Consider the following 17918-nt stretch of genomic DNA (forward strand, 5'->3'; position numbering starts at 1 on the left):
AGCGCGGTGGCCGGCCGCCCCGCGAGCCGAGCTTCCGGCGGATGAGCGGCTGATCGGCCCTGTCGGGAGTGGTGCAGCGGATCCCGCGGCGGCGAAGTAGGCGCGGTTCCTGCGTTCTTGCCGTTCTTAGGGAGGCCTACGCCTTGTCCGCCCGAGGCGTCGCCGTGCGGCTCGGCGTCGGCGTGGCCGGCCGCAGCGGGCGGCGGCGTCCCTCCGGGAGTCCGCCGCCCGCACGCACCGTGCCCCGAGCTCCGACCGGTACCCGGCCTGCCGATAGCGGCACGTGATCGCCGCGTACGCGTCCGAGCTGCCTGGAGGCCGGCACCGCGGCGCTCAGTCCGGCCAGGTGCCCGTCAGACGCCGTACGGCCACAGCCCCTGACCGTTCGACCGACGCTTTGACCACGGCGAAGATCGCACCCTGGATGGCCGCGGCGAGCAGGATCTGATTCCAGGGCCGGTCCTCGTCGGTGGCGTCGGGAGCGTCGCCTTGGCCCTCGACGAGCTTCCACGCCTGCTTGAATGCGGCGCCTGCGATCATGCCGCTGAGGGCGCCCAGGGCCAGCCCGACGGGCTTGTACGCGATCTTGGACGCTGTCATCGGCGGCGCCCCCGGCTGCGGCGGACCAGCAGGAGCACGACCACGGCGCCTGCGAGCAGCAGGAGCGGGGTGCGGTTGGCGCGTGCGGCATTGGCTGCCTGGTCTGCCTTCTCCAGGAGGGGATCGGGGGTCTTGCCCTTCATCAGCTGGGCGGCGTCGCCGGCCTTCTCCCGTATCTGGTCGGAGACCAGCGCTGCCTTCTCGGCGGCCTGGTCCTTTACCGTGGCGGCCTTCTCCTTCGCCTGGGCCTTGATGTCGGCCTTCGCGGCGAGGGCCTCGACCGTCTTGCCGAGCTCGTCGCGGGTGCGCTCGACCTGCTCGCGCAGTTCCGCGGAGTCGGAGCCGCCAGGGGTGGGGGCGGGGGTGCCGATGTTGGTTCGGGCTTCGTCGTTCATCGGTGTGCCTTCTCCTTGATCTCGGCCAGGTCGGCCTTGACGCTGTCGATGGTTTGCTCGGGAGTCGGGGTGCCGGCCCGGCCGATCTGCTTCTTTCCGGCCAGGGCGGTCGCGCCCGCCACGGCCCCCAGGACCGCGGCGACGATGAGGGCGGAGGCCCAGACCGGCAGAACGAGCGCGAGGGCGGCGATACAGGTTGCCGCCAGGGCCTGAAGTGCAATGAAGCCGACAAGTCCTGCGGCGCCGAAGAGGCCGCTGCCCTTCCCGTAGCGCTTTCCCTTCTGCGTCATCTCCGCCCGGGCCAGCTGCATCTCCTCGCGCACCAGCTCGGATATCTGCTGCGAGGCGCGTGTGACCAGGACGCCCACCGAGTCGTCGGCGACGTGGGGCTGCCGCTGTGTCGTGGTCATGATGGGGACACCTTGCCCTTCTTCGAACTGCCGGAACGGGCGACACATCGGTCTGGAGCTCTGCGCGGAGCTGCTGGTCCCGGACGGGAGCGCGATGCCCGGACGGGAGAGCGGCGCTGCGCCCGGCCGAGGCGATGCCGTTCAGGGTTGCGATACTCATGTCGTCGTCACGGGGCGACTACCCCGCAACCGCAATGTCACCCGCCCTGCCCGAAAGGCGGCCCGACAGAGGCCCAGGGGGTCGGCCTGGCAAGGGCTGCGAGTGCCGGGCCACGCCCTGATCGGCGGCCTCGGCCCACGCCGGAGCGAGCGTGCCGTGCGGTCCAGGAGGGTCGGGAGGTTCCCGGTGGTAGCAGTTCGCGCCAGGAGGCAGGCCCCGGACAGGAAGCGGCACAGAACAGTCCACCACAGTTGACCGGACGAGCAATCTCCGCGCTGACCTATAGCAGCTGGGCGAAGGGGCTCATGGTTGGTCTGCGTCGGGTGTGTTCAACGGCGAGTCGGACCCGACCGGGCTCCCCGGCTTCCTGGTAGGTCTCGCTGCTCTGGCGAAAAGGGCGACCGTTTACGGCCGTCAGCTGTACTGCTGGATCAGCATGTGACCGAAGCGCGGACCGCAAACAGGACTCGCTTGCACGGTGCAATCCGATGCGCAGACAGACCTGGCCCGCCGCCGTACCGACACGGTAGCCGCGGCCGTGAGGGTCTGATTCAGGCGGCTCCGAGCATGGGCTGAAAGAACTCGCCCCCAGAACCGACTGGGCCCCTCATATCTTTCGGCCTATGGGGGAGCCCGTAACTGGCACCAAGGGCCGACTTCCCTGAGGCAGGATCACATCTCGGGCCAGAGGTCGCAGTCGACTGACCGCCGCGGGGCGGCCGAAGCGTGAAGCGGTGCGCTTCGAAGCCGCGGACTTTTTGGAGCGGGGGGTGCGGCCGCCGGAGGTGAACCCGGAGATTATGGGTGTCGCGGAAGTCGGCGTCCGCCTGGCGCCAGGGCGGCAGAACGCGGCCAGCCGGCTCGACCGCGCCGTTCAACTCCCGCGGCCACCTCGTCACTCTCCATCCTTCCCCGCTGGTGGCACGCCTGGCCGATAGGGCCGGAATCCAGAGGATCGCCGTACCGTCGTTTACGAGCCGGATGCACGCCACGAACCCTGGGACGGGGTGCGGAGCCGGGAAGGCGGATCCCGGTGACGCTTCGCCCACCGAACTGCGTATGGGGACGGGTTCCAGACCGCGGGCGCCGGGTCGCGATCAGCGACCTCCGATACCGCCACAGCGGCACCCGCATTTCGATCCGGCAGGGGGCAGCCTCGCCGTCGCGCAGCGCATGATGCGCCTCTACGGCCCCCCTCTGAACATGGTTGTCTCCGCGGGGGAAGCGCGCGAGGCCCGGCCGTGGTTTCCAGAGACCGGATGCCTCAGATCCCTTTGCTGGTCCGCGACGGCCGCCCAAGCCCCCTTCGCGTTTCGGTCGCCTGCTGCCCGCCTGTGCAGGCGGGTGGGGGTTCATCCGGCATGCGAACGCCATCGGCCTGCGCCGGCGAGGCTGCGGCTTCGGTAGCGGGTGAACGAGGCGGCCAACTGGGATACCGTCTCCCTTGCCCTCACGCGCTCTTGGGCCCCGGGGCGGGCCGCATCCTCACGGGCGGTGGGGAAGAGGACGTTACTTCGGTGGAAGGGCGGCGGCGGCCCTGCGGCCCAGTTGCAGCCAACTGTTCAGGACGTGGTCGTCGAGGACTTCTCCTGCCACGGTGACCCAGCCTTTCGAGATCCGGCCGCGGACCTCGAAAGGCCGCGCGCCGGGCTGAGCGAGAGCCTGTTCGGTGTCGTCTGGGGCGACGCGTACCAGCAGCTCGTCGCCGACCACACCGACCACCGTGTTGCCCTGCACGGTGAAGACGAGTCCGCCGAACATCTTCTTCACAGTAGTTTCCTCGGTCTGCTCCAGCAGTTCCCGGACCCGTTCCGCCAGCACTTCGTCGTAAGCCACGGCCGCACGTTACCCAGGCGCCGTCGCGCCTGCCCGCCAACCCCACCACAAGCGATATGGGACATCTCCTGTCCTATTTGCTGATTATGGTCGTCTTCGGCGAACGCAACCGCCCCACGCACCGCACCGTAGGAGAAGACCATGATCGACACTGATGCCGGCAGCGCCGTGAGCGGGAAGGATCTGTCGTATGCGATCTGGGCCCAGGACGGGGGCGAGCTCGCGAACTTCTACGCCGCCGCCCTGGGCGCGCAGGTCGCCGAGCCGTACCGTGAGGAGCACGGCCGCCCGGCGGCGTTCCCGGTGGGGGTCGGCGACATGATGTACGTCTTCTGGTCCGCCGCGACGTTCAAGGCCCGCACCTGGCCGCAGGATGAACTCGCCTTCCACATGGACATCGGGTTCGGCGACGTCGAGGCAGCGGAGGAGCGCCTCCTCGGGCTGGGCGCCACCATGCCCGCCCACCAGCCGGGCGAGGACCTCTGGACCGTCCTGCTCGACCCCTCCGGCCAGCCCTTCTGCGTCAGCAGCACGCACTGACTACCCCGGCCGGCCCGCTTTGAGCGGCTGCTCTCATCAATACGGCGGCCCCCGGAGTGCACGCCCGCCGTACGGGCGGAGAAATGGAACCGTGGTGTGCCCGGCGTATGCCGGCCCCGCGCTCGCACCCTGGTGGAGGCCGCACCCCGATCATGGAGGATTCATGCCGTTCGCTCCCTGCCTGAGTGTCAAGGACACCGCGGCCAGCATCGCGTTCTACGAGCAGCTCGGCTTCGACGTCGATTCCAGCACCACCAGCCCCGGCGACGACATCCACATGCTGCTCTACCAGGGCGGATTCTGCGGGATGCTCTACAGCAACGCCGACCTGAAGAACTGGCTGCCCAGCCTGGCCGACACCCCCATCGGCTTCGCCGGCATGTTCTACCTGGGCGTGGACGACTTCGACGGAACCCACGACCGCATCGCCCGGCACGCGGAGATCATCAAGGACACCGTCACCGACCACACCGGCCAGCGCATGTTCTACTTCCGCGACCCGGACGGCTACGTCATCGGCATCAACGACCAGGCCGCCCTCCAGGCCAGCGACCTCGGCAAATACGCCTGACCTGGGCTCCGGACACCGAGCTGTCGTCGGGGCCCGGTGACTGGGTGCGGGAACCGCGACCTGGCGGGGCCCGGCTTCGGCGCCGCGTCTGCGGTGGTGCCTCGCGACCAAGGACCGACCTCTGATGAATGCACCCTGTACCCCAAGGGCGTGCCCCTGGTCACGTAGGCAGCGCCGGATACGCCTGGTTGTGACCGGGGTCGGGGATGGCCAGTTCGAACCAGGTCGTCTTGCCGGTCGTCGTGCGCTCGCTGCCCCAGTCCTGGGCCAGGGCGTCGACGAGTTCGATGCCACGCCCGCTCTCGGAGTCGGTGTCAGCGCTGCGGCGGGCGGGGCTGGCGGGGCTGGCGTCTTCCACCTCGCAGCGCAGGACCGCCCCATGCACGCGCACGTTGACCTGGACCGGGCCGTGGGCGTGGCGCAAGGCGTTGGTGATGAGTTCGCTGACCAGGAGCCGAGTGGTGTCGGTGACCCCGTGAAGTCCCCAAGAGGACAGCTGTGCTGCGAGGGCGCGCCGGGCACGGCCTACCGAGGCCGGTTCACGGGCCACGGGCCAGGACGTGTCCCATACGCCGGCGCAGAGGGGCGAGGCGCTGTGGGGAGTGAGGGCGACTGACCACAGTGCCATTTGCCGGGCGATCCATGACGTGTCGGCATGGCTGCCCACTCGCTGCTTGCCGCGGGCGGACACGGGCCGGATGGAGTCATGCCGGCAGTACGGGCGACAGGCCCTGAGCCCGCCGGGTCGGCCGGTACGGGTTGCGCGGAGGCCGTCGTTCTGGGCGGCCATGCTGATCACTCCATTCACTCGGATGGCGGGCGGCCTCGGGGGCGGTCGGTGTCGCCGCCGTTCATGTAGCACCCGCTACGGTCAAATGTACACGTAGCAGGTGCTACAGTAAATACCTGCCTAAATGCGACATTCCCGTACGGTAGGGGAGAGGGGGCGACTCCATGGGGCGACCGGCTGACCTGCGCAAACGAGCAGACCTGCTGCGCCGGGTCCGCGAGTATGTGATCCGCAACGGGCTCGCGGACCTCTCGCTGCGCCCTCTCGCCAAAGCTCTGGGCACCAGTGACCGCATGCTCCTCTACTACTTCGGCAGCAAGGACCGTCTGATCGCCCAAGCGCTGGCCCAGGACGAGGGGAGACCTGTCCTGCTCCTGCGGCAGGCGCTCGACAGCCGAGGCGCCCCCCAGGACGCCGCCGGCCTGCGGCGCATCGTGGAAGACCTGTGGAACCAGTTCACGGCTCCCGAGCGCCGTGAGGTCCTCCCCCTCACCTTCGAGGTGATGACCGCGAGCGTGCTCCACCCCAGCCGCTACGGCCCGGTCATGCGCAACGTGCTCGGCGAATGGCGAGCTCTGCTCAGCTCCGCGTTCACCGCCCTCGGAATGCCCGAGAAAAGGGCCGTCGTCGAGGCCCGCCTCCTGGTCAACGCCACTCTGGGGCTGCTCCACGCGGCGCCGGCCGACAACGACTGGGACCAGGCGACAGCCGCCTTCCGGATACTGCTCGACCGCCTCGAACCCGCCTGGCGCCCCGGATGAGTGGCCCACGGCCGGTCCAGGCCCCTTCGGGACGGGAACCGATCGCGGTGCCCTTCGGGACGGGAACCGATCGCGGGAATCGCGCAGCGTGCCACCCGGAGCCGTCCTCGGTACCGCCCCAGGATGCCGTCTAGGAACCGTCCGGCGGATCGTGGACCGAGCCGGGGCAGGATCGAGGAGAGGGCCGGCCAGTGCCCCAAATCGTGTTGACCGCCCCCGGCATGCAGTGCTGGAGTCGGCACGTGGACAGCATCCCCGCCAACCGGCGGTTCTGGAACGAGATCAGCAGCGCTTACCAGCACGCGCACGATCCGCAAATTGGCTCCGCGCCGCGGCTGTGGGGCATGTATTCCATCCCCGACGCGCATCTGCACGCCCTGGGCGAGGTCACCGGCAAGCGCGTCCTTGAGCTCGGCTGCGGCGCGGGCCAGTGGTCCAGGGCGCTCGCCGCCGAGGGCGCCACCGTGGTCGGGCTCGACCTGTCTGAAGCCCAGCTCGCCGCGGCGGCCCGCGCGATGGGAGCGGCCCGCTACCCGCTGGTGCAAGGTGCCGCCGAACAACTCCCGTTCGCCGACGATAGCTTCGACCTGGTGTTCTGCGACTTCGGTGGGCTCAGCTGGGCGCCCCCGCACCTGGCCGTCCCGCAGGCCGCTCGCGTCCTGGGCCAGGGCGGGCGCCTGGTCTTCAACGTCGCCAGCCCATGGTTCGAAGCCTGCTACGACGAAGCCGCCGGCCGCGTGACCACCACGCTGCAGCAGGACTACTTCGGGCTGAACGCCATTGCCGAAGACGACGGCGCGAACAGCTACCAGCTCACCTACGGCGACTGGGTCAAGGTCCTGGTCGGTGCGGGTCTCATCATCGACGACCTCATCGAGCCGCGGCCCGAACGTGGAACACCGAACGGCTACAACGAAACCGACCCGCCCGACTGGGCACACCGCTGGCCGGCGGAACTGCTCTGGGTAGCCCACAAACCGTAAGTTCCGCCGCCGGAGAGGTGAAGGCACCCCGTCGCCGGGCAGGACTACGGCCCGTCGGCGCTGGATCGCTGTGGTGACCCGCCGGACTAGCCCAAGTGGAACGGTCGGCCCGTCGGAAAACACTTCGACATCGGTCGCGTGATCGGGGATGCTTCGCGCGATGACCAGAATCGACGACACGCCGCCCGCGTGGGACGAGCGCACCCAGCTCACCACGTTCCTCGACTACACACGAGACACCGCCCGCGCCAAGTGCGACGGCGTCGCCGCGGAGAACGCCCGCAAGTCGCTCCTGCCGGGTTCCCCCTTGATGACCATGTGCGGAGTGATCAACCACCTCCGATGGGTCGAGTACTACTGGTTCCAGGTGGTCTTCCTCGGCGAGGAAGACCAGGGCCCCTGGACCGATGAGGACCCCGACCGCGAGATGCGTATCGCCGTTGACTTCCCGCTCACGCAGTTGCTCGACGAATACGCCGAACAGAGCGCCCGCTACCGCGAACTGGTCGCCGCTAGCAGCCTGGACACCCAGGCCAAGGGAGCCGTCCGTGACGGTCTCCATGTCGACCTGCGCTGGATCCTCCTTCACCTCACCGAGGAGACAGCCCGCCACAACGGCCACCTGGACATCCTGCGCGAGATGCTCGACGGCCAGACCGGCGACTAGCGTGTCTCTTTGAACGGTTGGTCAGTCGATCGGACTTGCCTGTCCGTCTAGCGGCAGCAGTGGGCCGACCACCGCCGCACGTTTGAGACCATCGCGTGGAAGTACCGCACCAACTCGCCCTGGCGTGACCTGCCCGACGAGCGCGGCCCGTTCCGGGCCGCCACAAACCGCTGATCAGATGGGCCGTCGACGGCACCTGGCAGGGCGTCCTGACCGCGGTCCTCGCGGCCGCGGACGCCGACGACGACATCGGCAGGACCCTCACGCGGCGGCTTGAGCACCCCTGAGCACCAAGGTCCACTTGGCCGCAGACGACCGTGCACGGCCCCGCCGTGCGGCCGTCGCCCTCGGCGTGACCGTCCCCGTCACCTCCTGACCTGGCCGCGCGGAGGATGGACAGCGTGCGAGGGTAGGGGCGACCGGCTGTCTCTGCATCGACAGACATCCAGGTGGTGGGGAACACCCCACGTCGACCGCCCCGCCCGGCTCCGCCTCCGGCCCCAGGGCGCCGGTCCGGCCGGTCCCCCGGCCGGACCCTCACAAGCGCCAGCACCAGCCGCCGTCATTCAGGCCCGGATCTCCTTGGCGAGCACGCGCAGGTCCTCATCCCGTCTCGCCGGAATCAGGCCCCGCTATGGCTGACCCGGGGCGGGCGACCCGATCGCCGGGCATACCGTCGTCGGCCGGTGGGGAGCTGGTTGCCGGTGCGTGGGCTGCTTGGCGGACCGGGAACAGGGCAGGCGCACGGATACCAGGCCACCGGGGCCGGCGCGTGGCCGAATCGAGTCGCGGGAGACGCATCGTGACTACCGCACGCGACATGATGACCGCCGGACGCCACCTGCATCGGTGCCGACGACAGCATCCTGGATGCGGCGAAGAAGATGACCGGCCTCGGAGTGGGTGCGCTGCCGATCTGTGGCAGCGATCAACTCCTGAAGGGCATGCTCACCGACCGCGCCATCGCAGCGAAGGCCCTCGGCGCCGGAAGGGACTCGGAAGGGACCCCGCCAGTTATGCGGCCGGCGAGCTCACCCAGGGTGAGGCGGTCACCATCGGTGCCGACGACGACGTCGCGGAGATCCTGCGGACCATGACCGAGCACAAGGTTCGGCGCCTGCCCGTGATCGACGGCCACACGCTCGCCGTCGCCGTCGCCCAGGCCGAGGTCGTCCGTTCTCTCCCCGACCCCCGTGTCGGCCAACTCTCGCAGCCCCCTCCAGCTGACACTCGTGCCCCGGCGGCTCGTGAAGCTCGGGCCGCCCGGGCGAGCGGCAGGCCAAGGCCTGCGGCGGAGACGAGGGAACGCCCGACACCCGCCCCGACACCGGTCCCGTCGACGTCCCCGTGGGATCCGAGCGCGGTCCCCACCACCTGCTTCGCTCCCGATCTCCTTCCCGCGGTGGCGAAAGCGCATTGATCCTGCGGTGTCGGCCGCGAGGTGCCGCACTACGCATACGTACGCATACGTAACCCAGGAGGCGTGATGAAAGCCGTGACCTGGCAGGGCCGCCGCAAGATCGAGGTGGCAACCGTTCCGGACCCGAAGATCACTGATCCCACGGACGTCGTGATCAGAGTGACGACGACGGGCCTGTGCGGATCGGACCTGCATCTGTACGAGGTGCTCGGGCCCTTCTTGGACGCGGGGGACATCCTGGGACACGAGCCGATGGGAGTCGTCGCCGAGGTGGGGCCCGACGTCCGGGAACTGAAGGTCGGCGACCGGGTCGTCGTACCGTTCAACGTGTCCTGCGGGACCTGTTTCATGTGCGAGCGGGGACTGCACTCGCAGTGCGAGACGACCCAGGTCCACGAGCACGGCAGCGGCGCGAGCCTTTTCGGATACACGAAGCTCTACGGGCAGGTGCCCGGAGGGCAGGCCGAGTACCTGCGCGTCCCCTTCGCCGACACCCTCCCGATCCGCGTCCCCGAAGGGCCACCGGACGAACGGTTCGTGTACCTGTCGGACGTCCTCCCGACCGCCTGGCAGGCCGTCGTCTACGCCGACATACCCCCCGGCGGCAGCGTTGCCGTCCTGGGCCTCGGACCCATCGGCGACATGTGCACCCGCATCGCCGCCCACCGCGGTGCCGGCAAGGTGATCGGCATCGACCTCGTCCCCGAACGACTCGCCCGCGCAGCCGGCCACGGCGTCCAGGTCTACGACCTGTCCCATTACGGAGACCAGCTCGTCGACGCGGTCCGCAGCGCCACCGGCGGACGGGGCCCGGACGCCGTGATCGACGCCGTCGGCATGGAAGCCCACGGCAGCGTCGGCACCAAGGCCGTACAGACCGCGACCGGCCTGCTCCCGGACGCCATGGCCGCCGCCCTGATGAAGAAGGCCGGGGTCGACCGGCTGGGCGCCCTGAAGCTGGCCATAGAGCTCGTACGCCGCGGCGGCACGATATCCGTCTCCGGCGTCTACGGCGGCGCCGCCGACCCACTCCCGATGCTCACCATGTTCGACAAACAGATCCAGCTGCGCATGGGACAGGCCAACGTCCGTCGGTGGGTCGACGACCTGATGCCCTTGCTGACCGACGGCGACCCCCTCGGGGTCGAAGGCTTCGCCACCCATCACCTGCCATTGGACGACGCACCGCGGGCGTACGCGGACTTCCAAGCGAAGCGGGACGACATGGTGAAGGTCCTCTTCCATCCCTGACGTCGATCACCAGGCCGCCGAGGCGGAGCGGGGAGCGGGCTTCGCCCTGCCCTACCTGGTAGCGGTGGCCTCGTTGTCCAGCAGGTCCAGCAGCAGAGCCCGGTGGAGGGCGGCGACGGGCTCCAGCAGGTCGGGATGGCGCAGCAAGGGCGCGGCGTCGTGTTCGTGGTCGCCGGGGCGGGTGAGCCGGGCGACATCACCGGCCTGGCCGCGGTCGACGAGGTGGTGGGCGGCGAGGGCAACGGTGGGGGCGGCGAGGAGGCAGGCGGCCCAGCTGACGACGGTTTCGTCCACCCATGTCCGCCAGTCGGCGTCGGCGTCGTCGCCCTGGTCGGCGCCGGTCAGCCAGTCCAGCCGGGCGCTTCCGCCCGGGCCGAGGAGATGCAGAAGCTCTGCGTCGAGCGGCGTCGGGTACCGCAGGGCGGCGGCGAGGGTGACGGCCTGGCGGGCCTGGGCCTCGGCCAGGGCCTGGCTGAACGCCCCGGGGGAGGGCGGGAAGGCGGTGAGCAGCCAGCGGGTGCCAGCGGCTATGACGGGCGTGAGATCGGCGGACACGGCGGCTTCCTCGGGGGCGTGCTCGCCTGGGCCCGGCCGGGTCCGCGAGCTGCGGCGCGAAGCTGCGCCGCTCCGCTCGTGGCCGACCAGCGTAGCCCCAAGCGACGGGCTCGCGGCATGACGCACGTCACGCTCCGTCCCGGGGCGGCAGGCCCGGACGCGTACCTGCGGCCCGCCGCCCCGGAGCGGAGGTCAGGACTTGCCGCGGCCGGTCACGAAGTCGCGCGCCCGGTCCACCAGGCCGGCGCCCGGCGCGAGGAGCTTGCTGGCCGTGGGGCTGCTCGGTGCGGCGGGGTGCGGGCGGGTGGGCGCCATGGCCTTGGCGCGGCGGATCTTGTCACCGAGATCGTCCAGCTGCTGCGGGGTACAGGCTCTCCTCAGCATCGGGAAGAGGTTGCTCTCCTCGTCCTGGACGTGGGCCGAGACCTCGTCCATGAGCTGTTGCAGGAGCGGGCTCATGTGTGCGTCGTCGGTGCTCATCTTCTCCAGCCGCTTGAGCAGCTTCTCGACGCGGCCGTGGTCCTCGATCTCCTTGTCCGCCATCGGCCCGCCGCCCTCGACGTGCTCGCGTACGGCCGGGTAGAGGTACTGCTCCTCGGCGACCGAGTGCCGCACCAGCTCGATGGTGATCTCGTCGATGAGATCGCGGAGCTCCTGCCCGGTGCCGGTCATGGCCTGGATCCGGGCGAACATACCCTCCACCTCGCGGTGGTCGGCCATCAGCTCGTCGATCACGTTCCCGCCGTGTCCCATGTCGCCTCCATGCGTGTTCGGGTCGGGCCTGTCCGGCCCGAACCGAACGCTTCCCCGCCGGACGTGCGGGCGCCCGCACACGCAGGGCGTCTCACCCGCTCGGGGGAGGCAGCCACATGCGGAAGGTGGATGGTTCACGGCGTGCCGCTTCTGCTGCTCACGAGCCGGCCGAGTGGCCAGGTCGTGACCAGCCGGTCCGGTCCGAGGCCGATCCGGGCGGCACGTGCGTAGCCGGTGCTCTGCCAGTGCAGCTGTTCGGGGGCGTGGGCGTCGGTGTCCACGGCGAACCGGCAGCCTGCGGCGGCGGCCTGCGCGAGCAGGTCGTCCGGGGGGTCGCGCCGTTCGGGCCGGCAGTTGATCTCCACCGCGGTACCGGCCTCCGCGCACGCGGCGAACACGGCCTCGGCGTCGAAGCGGGACTGCGGGCGCCCCCGGCCGGTGATGATCCGCCCTGTGCAGTGCCCCAGGACGTCGACGTGCGGGTTGCGGACCGCGGCCAGCAGGCGGGTGGTCATGGGCTCGGGGTCCGAGCGGAGCTTGGAGTGCACGGATGCCACGACGATGTCGAGCCGGCCGAGGAGGTCTTCGTCCTGGTCGAGGGAGCCGTCGTCGAGGATGTCGCACTCGATGCCGGTGAGCAGCCGAAAGCCCGGGCCCATCCGGGAATTCAGGCCGGCCACGACCTCCAGCTGGCTTTCGAGCCGCTCGGGGCTCAATCCGTGGGCGATCGTCAGCCGCGGCGAGTGGTCGGTCAGCACGGCCCACTGGTGGCCCAGGGCGCGGGCCGCTTCGGCCATGTCCTCGATCGGGCTGCCGCCGTCCGACCAGTCGGAGTGCAGGTGACAGTCCCCGGTGCTGGACGCCGCGAGATCCCAGCCGGCCGCGGCGCCGGGGCCGGCTTCGGCCTGCAGACGGGCGAGGTAGTCCGGGACCGCCCCGGTCGAGGCCTGGGCGATCACCTCGGCGGTGACCGGCCCCACCCCGCGCGCCCGCTCCGCCTGCGCGGCGTCCACCGGCCCCGGTGGCAGGTCGTGGACGGCGTCGGCCGCCGTGAGGAAGGCCCGTACGCGGTACGGGGACGCGCCGCGCCATTCGAGGAGGAAGGCGATCCGGCGCAGTGCCTCGGCCGGGGTCACGGCAGCGGGGTTCCGCCGGTCGCGTTGACGATCTCGCCCGTGATGTAGGAGGCGCGGTCGGAGGCGAGGAAGACGTACGCGGGTGCCATCTCGGCCGGCTGCGCGGGCCGGCCCAGCGGTGACTGCTCGCCGAACGTGGTCGGGTCGGGCATGGTCGCCGGGATCAGGGGGGTCCAGACCGGCCCGGGGGCGACGGCGTTGACCCGGATTCCGCGCTCGGCGAGCATCTGGGCCAGGTTGTGGGTGAAGGAGATGATCGCGGACTTGGTCATGGCGTAGTCGAGGAGGTGCGGGCTGGGCTGGTAGCCCTGCACCGAGGTGGTGTTGATCACCGAGGAGCCGCGCGGCATGTGGGCCAGGGCGGCTTTGGTCAGCCAGAACATCCCGTAGAGGTTGGTCTTCATCACCCGGTCGAACTGCTCGGTGGTGATCGCCTCGATCCCGTCCGGCTGGGCCATCTGGTAGGCGGCGTTGTTGACGAGCAGGTCGATTCCGCCCAGCTCGCCCACTGCCTTGTCGACGAGGGCGGTGCACTCGTCTTCGTGCCGGATGTCGCAGGCCACGGCAACCGCCGTGCGGCCGGCCTCGCGGATCAGGCGGGCGGTTTCGTCGGCCTCCTCCGCTTCCTCGGACAAGTGGGTGAAGACGACGTCGGCGCCTTCCCGTGCGAAGGCCAGGCAGACGGCCCGGCCGATTCCGGAGTCGCCTCCGGTGACCAGCGCCTTGCGGCCGTGCAGGAGGCCGTGGCCCTGGTAGGTGTCCTCGCCGTGGTCGGGGCGGGGCTCCATCGCCTCCGTCGAGCCGGGATGGCTCTGGTCCTGGTCGGGGAACGGGGGGCGGGCGTGGAGCGACACCGGATCGGCGGTGTGGTGGGGCTGGTCGTGGGAGGACATCGCGGTCTCCTTCCGGCCTGGTCGGGGCGGGTGTCAGGCAGAGGGCGGGTAGGGGGCGGCCTTGAGGCGGCGCGCGAGGTGCGCGGTGTTCGCGGCCAGGGTCCTGGTGGTGGCGGCGGTCTTCTCGGGGGTCTTGTCGAGGTCCTGGTAGTCGGTGCCCTGCATGGCTTCGCCGACCCAGTACGTGACGGCGTTCGGGGCCAGGGAGAAGCCGACGTCGTTCAGACCCTGGAAGAGTTCGGCACTGACGTGGTGTGCGCCGTCCTCGTTGCCGACCACACACACCGCGGCGGCCTTGCCGTACGTGAGCATGCGGCCCTCGTCGTCGCTCTCGCCGAGTTCGGCGTTGAGCCGTTCCAGGACGCGCTGGGCAACGCTGGAGGGGTGGCCGACCCAGATCGGCGTCGACAGGATCAGGATGTCGCAGCCCAGGATCGTGTCGCGGATCCCCGGCCAGGCGTCGCCGTCGCCCATGTCGACTTCGACGCCGGGCTTGACGTCGTGATCGGCGATACGGATCACCTTGCCGGTAACCCCGTGATCGGCCAGGGCGGCCATGGTCTGTTCGGCCAGCAACTGGGAGCTGGACGGCTTGGGGGAGGGCGAGAGCGTGCAGACCAGCGCGACGGCGCGCAGCGGGGTGGTTTCGGTAGTGGTGTCCATGTGGTCCGGCTACCCGGATCGTCACTGCGTATCCCGCCCCGTGTGTGGCGAGAGCGTCGATCTGGTGCTGGAGGTGCGTGCCGGCCGCGCCTGCCGGCCCGCGGACCCGGGCTCGGCCATCCGGCGGTGCCCTTCTGCCTTGAGGGTGTCGGGCAGGACCTTGTCGGCCATGCTCCGAGTCATGTTTCGCGTCTCCCGTGCCGGGCAGACCATGCCGCGGCACCCCCACAGGGCCGGCTGGCGTGGGGCACCCCTTGCGGCGGCCGCACCACGGAGCGCAGCCGCCCTGAGCGGTACGCGGGCCTGAGCCGTACGCGGCGTGGCTTGCGTGTCGGAAACGGGCCGAGGCGGGAAACTGTCGGCCACCTCGTCTCCGTGCTGGATGGAGGACCCGTCATGCTGCTGACCCACACCCTCGATGGAGGCGTGCTCATCGTCCGGCTGGCCCCTGCCCTGGCCGTACGCCACCGCGCGGCCGTGACGCTGGCCGTGGAGGAACTCCTGCGGGCCCACCGGCCGGACCATCTCGTCGTAGCCGCCGAGGGAGTGTGGACGCCGGCTGTCTTCAGTACGGTCCTTCGGGCCCATCGAACAGCGCAGGAGCACCGTGTCGGATTCTCCGTGGTGACGACCTCTCCGACTGCTGCGGACCAGCTGGCTGCCAATACCGCCGGCCCGGTCCGGGTCCACCCCTCGCTGGCTCAGGCAGTAAGCGGGGCACGCGCCCAGCCGCCCGCGCCGACGGCACCCGGGCCACGGCCGTGAGCGGCGGTCGCACTTCCCACAGCCGTCCGCTGGGCCGCGCGGCGGGCAGCGGCGACGCATGTCGCACAGGGCTCATCGTGATCGACATGCTCAACACCTATGAGCACGAGGACGCCGAGGCGCTGGTGCGGTCCGTGCGCGAAGCCCTGCCGGGCGTCGGGGCGCTGCTCCGGCTGGCGAGGGAGGCGGGGGCGCCGGTCGTGTACGTGAACGACAACTTCGGCCGCTGGCGCTCCCACCACGGCGAGATCCTGGAAGCCGCCCTGGCGGGCCGATACTCCGAGCTGGTGGAGCCGATCGCGCCCGACGAGGAGTCCCTGTTCGTCGTCAAGGCGCGGCACTCGGTCTTCTACGAAACACCCTTGGCCTACCTGCTGGGCCAGCTCGATGTACGGCGGGTGGTGCTGTGCGGGCAGGTGACCGAGCAGTGCGTCCTGTACTCGGCCCTGGACGCCCACATCCGGCACCTCGAAGTCGTCGTGGCCGTCGACGCGGTCGCCCACATCGACGCAGGCCTCGCCGAAGCGGCCCTGCGCATGATGGAACGCAACATGTCGGCCGAACTCCGTCCGAGCGGCGAGATCACCTTCGAGGGTGACCCTTCACAGTGACGGCGGCTCGGACCGTGTCGGCCGGGCGGGGCCACCGGCTCGTTCGACGAGGGAGAGAGCGGCTGCGGCGGTCTTGAACTGCGGCTCCTTGGAGACGCGATCTCAGACGGTGGCGATCAGCTCGCGCGGCACGCGCCACAGCACCCGGGGCCGGGGCGCTGCCGGCAGGGGTGCCCCGTACCCGTAGTGGAAGGGGACGAACAGGACGCCGTGGCGGATGGAGCCTACGCGCAGCCGCCCGCGCAGCGCAGCGCACCGCACCGCGTGGTGAGCTCCACGAGGTCGCCTTCCGCCAGTGCGAGGCGGGCAGCGTCGGAGGCTGCGATCTCCACCCACACGTCCGGGGCCGCGGCCGCGGGTTGGCCTGCCACGCGTACAGGTCCTTCGGCTCCAGCCGGCCGCGGTTGACGCGGTCGCCGGACCGGCCACGGACCCCCACGATGCGCCCGTCCCGGACGGCGATGTCCACCGCGTCACCACCGGAATACAGGAGCGAAGCCGACCGCACCCCCGGGTCGACGTCGCCCTCCGCGATGCCCGTCGCCAGGCAGGAGTCGGTACGGATGGGCCACTGTCCGCCCCGGCCGTAGGGGGTGCGGTCTCCCCATGGATCGCCGGTCCGATCGCCGGACACATTCACCGGAGTCCGCATCTCGGCCGCTCCTCTCCACCGGGCGGCGCCTGCACCGGACCGGGCCGGCGCGCGCCGCCGAACCCTCGATAGAGCGCCGTCCACCCTGCGCGTCCCGCCCGAGACGGCTCGCTGATCGCCTGGACTGCCCGGTCCGCCTGGCAGGGAGGGCAAAAGAGGGGTTTCCCTCCCCGCCAGTGGGCAGGCGCACGGCGACCGAAGGCCCCAACCAGGAGGTGGCTGCCATGGCCACGCGTCCGAAGTCGCACGTCCCCCACGGCGAGGGACCCAGCCGCCATACGGGTACGCAGCAGCACGGCTGGTCACCCGATGTCGACTCGACACACACCCAGGAGAACCCGAGCGCCAAGCGCTCCTTTGACCCGCCCCAGAAGGAAGCCGGCGGCGCCAAGAGCCGCAAGGGCTCGCGCCCCGGTAAAGCCGACGAGGGCGTACCCGTCGAGAGCAGCTCACGCAGCGGCGAAGACCTCGCCCGGAAGGGAAGCCAGAAGGGCCATCACGACCTGGGTCCCCGAGGCCGCTCTCAGCGCCCCAGCGGCGGCAAGGACAATTCCGCTTTCACCGGCGTCGAGGAGAAGGACTCCAAGCGGCTCCGCCCTGGCTGACGTGCGTTCCCCTGGCCGGACAGGCCTGGGCCGGCCAGGGGATGAGCATCGCGACGAGGCCGACTTCGGCGTGGACCCGTTACGCAACGGATCTGACTCGAAGTCACGCGGCACTGCCTATGCCGGGGGTCCCGGACTGTTGACGCGTTGTGGGTCTTGATCCGAAAGGCGACCGAGTCGCTCGGCCAGGGCTTCGATGTGCTCCGGCTGAGCCAGGACCGACATGGCCGCTTCCTGCATGCGATGGAGTGCGGCCGCGTCCTGACGCAACACGCGAAGGCGCGCATGCATCCGCAATCGCGTCTGCCATGGGTGCCACAGAGCCCGGAGCAGGTGTTGAGCTGTCGCCTGCCGATATTCCGCACACTGCGTCATGAGTTCTTCGAGCGACTCACCCAGGACACCGCCCAAGTGGAGATCGACCATTGTGATGACCTCGCATTGCAAGGCACGTTCCTCACTACCTCCGGCGAAGTCCAGGATCCTGCGGGGTATGCCCGCCGAGAGCGCGGCCACCACAAGATCTGCGATCGCTTCCCGTTGGGCGCGCTCGGCGTCGTGGCCGTCCTCCAGGACCGCCGTAACGCCAAAACGTGCCGTGGCGAGCAGTCGTGCCCCGGCTAAGGGCCACGACGGACTCTCCCTCCGGCTCGGCACGATGGCGCGTACCCTCTCGCGCACCGCTGCGACGCGGAGGAGCTGCTGCATGACCGCCGCTCGCTGCTGCCGACGTTCCTGGTTCTTGGAGAGGTAGTTGGTCACCGCGGCGCCGACCACACCGCCGGCCGTGCTGTATGCCAAGTCCATCCATCCAGGCATGGGAGACGCCTCACTGTGCCGGGAGCCAGCAAATCACTTTTGCACTGAAACGGTCCGAGCGTATGCGTGTTGCTGGGCCCAG

21 protein-coding genes and 3 pseudogenes are annotated in these 17918 nt (G+C 70.4%); 10 read left to right on the plus strand and 14 right to left on the minus strand.

The annotated features are described in order from the left end of the window. Window positions 1-333: 333 nt before the first annotated feature. From CP980_RS33715 to CP980_RS33735, 4 genes are all read right to left on the minus strand, one after another. Window positions 334-600 (minus strand): DUF4235 domain-containing protein, encoded by a 267-nt coding sequence (locus tag CP980_RS33715; protein ID WP_150529928.1) that lies wholly within the window; start codon window positions 598-600, stop codon window positions 334-336. Then, on the minus strand, window positions 597-995 hold the full coding sequence (locus CP980_RS33720) for a DUF3618 domain-containing protein (RefSeq protein ID WP_150529929.1): 399 nt from the start codon (window positions 993-995) through the stop codon (window positions 597-599). The genes CP980_RS33715 and CP980_RS33720 overlap by 4 nt, the downstream gene beginning before the upstream one ends. After that, window positions 992-1405, minus strand: a complete 414-nt coding sequence (locus CP980_RS33725; RefSeq protein WP_150529930.1) for a phage holin family protein — start codon at window positions 1403-1405, stop codon at window positions 992-994. Before CP980_RS33725 ends, CP980_RS33720 begins: the two co-directional genes overlap by 4 nt. Window positions 1406-3074: 1669 nt before the next feature. Next, complete coding sequence (locus CP980_RS33735; RefSeq protein ID WP_150529931.1) at window positions 3075-3401, minus strand: TfoX/Sxy family protein; 327 nt, start codon at window positions 3399-3401, stop codon at window positions 3075-3077. A 141-nt stretch (window positions 3402-3542) separates the two neighbouring features. Here CP980_RS33735 and CP980_RS33740 point away from each other — a divergent pair, with 141 nt between their 5' ends. Together CP980_RS33740 and CP980_RS33745 are read left to right on the plus strand one after the other, a co-directional pair. After that, entirely contained in the window at window positions 3543-3941 is a 399-nt protein-coding gene (locus CP980_RS33740; protein ID WP_150529932.1) for a VOC family protein, read from the plus strand. Window positions 3942-4104: 163 nt separating this feature from the next. Then, window positions 4105-4512 carry a VOC family protein gene (locus tag CP980_RS33745; protein ID WP_150529933.1) on the plus strand — a complete coding sequence of 136 codons (408 nt, stop codon included), beginning with the start codon at window positions 4105-4107 and terminating at the stop codon, window positions 4510-4512. A 160-nt stretch (window positions 4513-4672) separates the two neighbouring features. On the opposite strand, the gene CP980_RS33750 is transcribed toward CP980_RS33745, so the two are convergent. Beyond that, window positions 4673-5140 carry an ATP-binding protein gene (locus tag CP980_RS33750; RefSeq protein ID WP_132760818.1) on the minus strand — a complete coding sequence of 156 codons (468 nt, stop codon included), beginning with the start codon at window positions 5138-5140 and terminating at the stop codon, window positions 4673-4675. 326 nt (window positions 5141-5466) lie between these two features. Between CP980_RS33750 and CP980_RS33755 the strand changes: the two genes are divergently transcribed. From CP980_RS33755 to CP980_RS33780, 6 genes and pseudogenes are all read left to right on the plus strand, one after another. Beyond that, window positions 5467-6063, plus strand: a complete 597-nt coding sequence (locus CP980_RS33755; RefSeq protein WP_150529934.1) for a TetR/AcrR family transcriptional regulator — start codon at window positions 5467-5469, stop codon at window positions 6061-6063. A gap of 242 nt (window positions 6064-6305) precedes the next feature. Further along, window positions 6306-7046 carry a class I SAM-dependent methyltransferase gene (locus CP980_RS33760; RefSeq protein ID WP_132760820.1) on the plus strand — a complete coding sequence of 247 codons (741 nt, stop codon included), beginning with the start codon at window positions 6306-6308 and terminating at the stop codon, window positions 7044-7046. A gap of 160 nt (window positions 7047-7206) precedes the next feature. Continuing rightward, on the plus strand, window positions 7207-7713 hold the full coding sequence (locus CP980_RS33765) for a DinB family protein (protein WP_150529935.1): 507 nt from the start codon (window positions 7207-7209) through the stop codon (window positions 7711-7713). Window positions 7714-7779: 66 nt separating this feature from the next. Beyond that, window positions 7780-7887 (plus strand): annotated as a pseudogene (locus CP980_RS36795) (IS5/IS1182 family transposase); the annotation flags it as partial. A 628-nt stretch (window positions 7888-8515) separates the two neighbouring features. Beyond that, a pseudogene (locus CP980_RS33775) lies at window positions 8516-8941 on the plus strand (CBS domain-containing protein); the annotation flags it as partial. A 258-nt stretch (window positions 8942-9199) separates the two neighbouring features. Continuing rightward, window positions 9200-10384: a zinc-dependent alcohol dehydrogenase gene (locus tag CP980_RS33780; RefSeq protein WP_132760822.1), complete on the plus strand. Its 1185-nt coding sequence runs from the start codon at window positions 9200-9202 to the stop codon at window positions 10382-10384. 51 nt (window positions 10385-10435) lie between these two features. Here CP980_RS33780 and CP980_RS33785 read toward each other — a convergent pair whose 3' ends face one another. The 5 genes from CP980_RS33785 to CP980_RS33805 all read right to left on the minus strand — a co-directional run bounded on the left by CP980_RS33785 (window position 10436) and on the right by CP980_RS33805 (window position 14384). Next, window positions 10436-10939, minus strand: coding sequence for a hypothetical protein (locus tag CP980_RS33785; RefSeq protein ID WP_132760823.1), 504 nt, complete (start codon window positions 10937-10939; stop codon window positions 10436-10438). A 192-nt stretch (window positions 10940-11131) separates the two neighbouring features. Then, window positions 11132-11692 (minus strand): hemerythrin domain-containing protein, encoded by a 561-nt coding sequence (locus tag CP980_RS33790; protein ID WP_132760824.1) that lies wholly within the window; start codon window positions 11690-11692, stop codon window positions 11132-11134. Window positions 11693-11826: 134 nt separating this feature from the next. Next, window positions 11827-12828 carry a PHP domain-containing protein gene (locus CP980_RS33795; protein ID WP_150529936.1) on the minus strand — a complete coding sequence of 334 codons (1002 nt, stop codon included), beginning with the start codon at window positions 12826-12828 and terminating at the stop codon, window positions 11827-11829. Beyond that, window positions 12825-13721 (minus strand): SDR family oxidoreductase, encoded by an 897-nt coding sequence (locus tag CP980_RS33800; protein WP_132760825.1) that lies wholly within the window; start codon window positions 13719-13721, stop codon window positions 12825-12827. Before CP980_RS33800 ends, CP980_RS33795 begins: the two co-directional genes overlap by 4 nt. A gap of 33 nt (window positions 13722-13754) precedes the next feature. After that, window positions 13755-14384, minus strand: a complete 630-nt coding sequence (locus CP980_RS33805) for a flavodoxin family protein (RefSeq protein WP_132760826.1) — start codon at window positions 14382-14384, stop codon at window positions 13755-13757. Window positions 14385-15235: 851 nt separating this feature from the next. On the opposite strand from CP980_RS33805, the gene CP980_RS33815 reads away from it, so the two are divergent. Further along, the gene (locus CP980_RS33815) at window positions 15236-15760 is read left to right on the plus strand and encodes a cysteine hydrolase family protein (protein ID WP_150529937.1); all 525 of its coding nucleotides are present in this window, start codon (window positions 15236-15238) and stop codon (window positions 15758-15760) included. Window positions 15761-15862: 102 nt separating this feature from the next. On the opposite strand, the gene CP980_RS35350 is transcribed toward CP980_RS33815, so the two are convergent. The 3 genes and pseudogenes from CP980_RS35350 to CP980_RS36170 form a co-directional block, all read right to left on the minus strand. After that, window positions 15863-16021, minus strand: a complete 159-nt coding sequence (locus CP980_RS35350; protein ID WP_167535922.1) for a hypothetical protein — start codon at window positions 16019-16021, stop codon at window positions 15863-15865. Next, window positions 15985-16131 (minus strand): hypothetical protein, encoded by a 147-nt coding sequence (locus CP980_RS35355; RefSeq protein WP_167535923.1) that lies wholly within the window; start codon window positions 16129-16131, stop codon window positions 15985-15987. Before CP980_RS35355 ends, CP980_RS35350 begins: the two co-directional genes overlap by 37 nt. Then, window positions 16110-16412: pseudogene (locus tag CP980_RS36170) on the minus strand (nitrate reductase); the annotation flags it as partial. The pseudogene CP980_RS36170 and the gene CP980_RS35355, both read right to left, overlap by 22 nt. A gap of 224 nt (window positions 16413-16636) precedes the next feature. On the opposite strand from CP980_RS36170, the gene CP980_RS33830 reads away from it, so the two are divergent. Beyond that, entirely contained in the window at window positions 16637-17017 is a 381-nt protein-coding gene (locus tag CP980_RS33830; protein WP_132760828.1) for a hypothetical protein, read from the plus strand. A gap of 117 nt (window positions 17018-17134) precedes the next feature. Here CP980_RS33830 and CP980_RS33835 read toward each other — a convergent pair whose 3' ends face one another. Continuing rightward, entirely contained in the window at window positions 17135-17824 is a 690-nt protein-coding gene (locus CP980_RS33835; protein ID WP_150529938.1) for a hypothetical protein, read from the minus strand. Window positions 17825-17918: the final 94 nt, after the last annotated feature.

The organism is Streptomyces vinaceus (genome assembly GCF_008704935.1).
Lineage (GTDB): Bacteria > Actinomycetota > Actinomycetes > Streptomycetales > Streptomycetaceae > Streptomyces > Streptomyces vinaceus.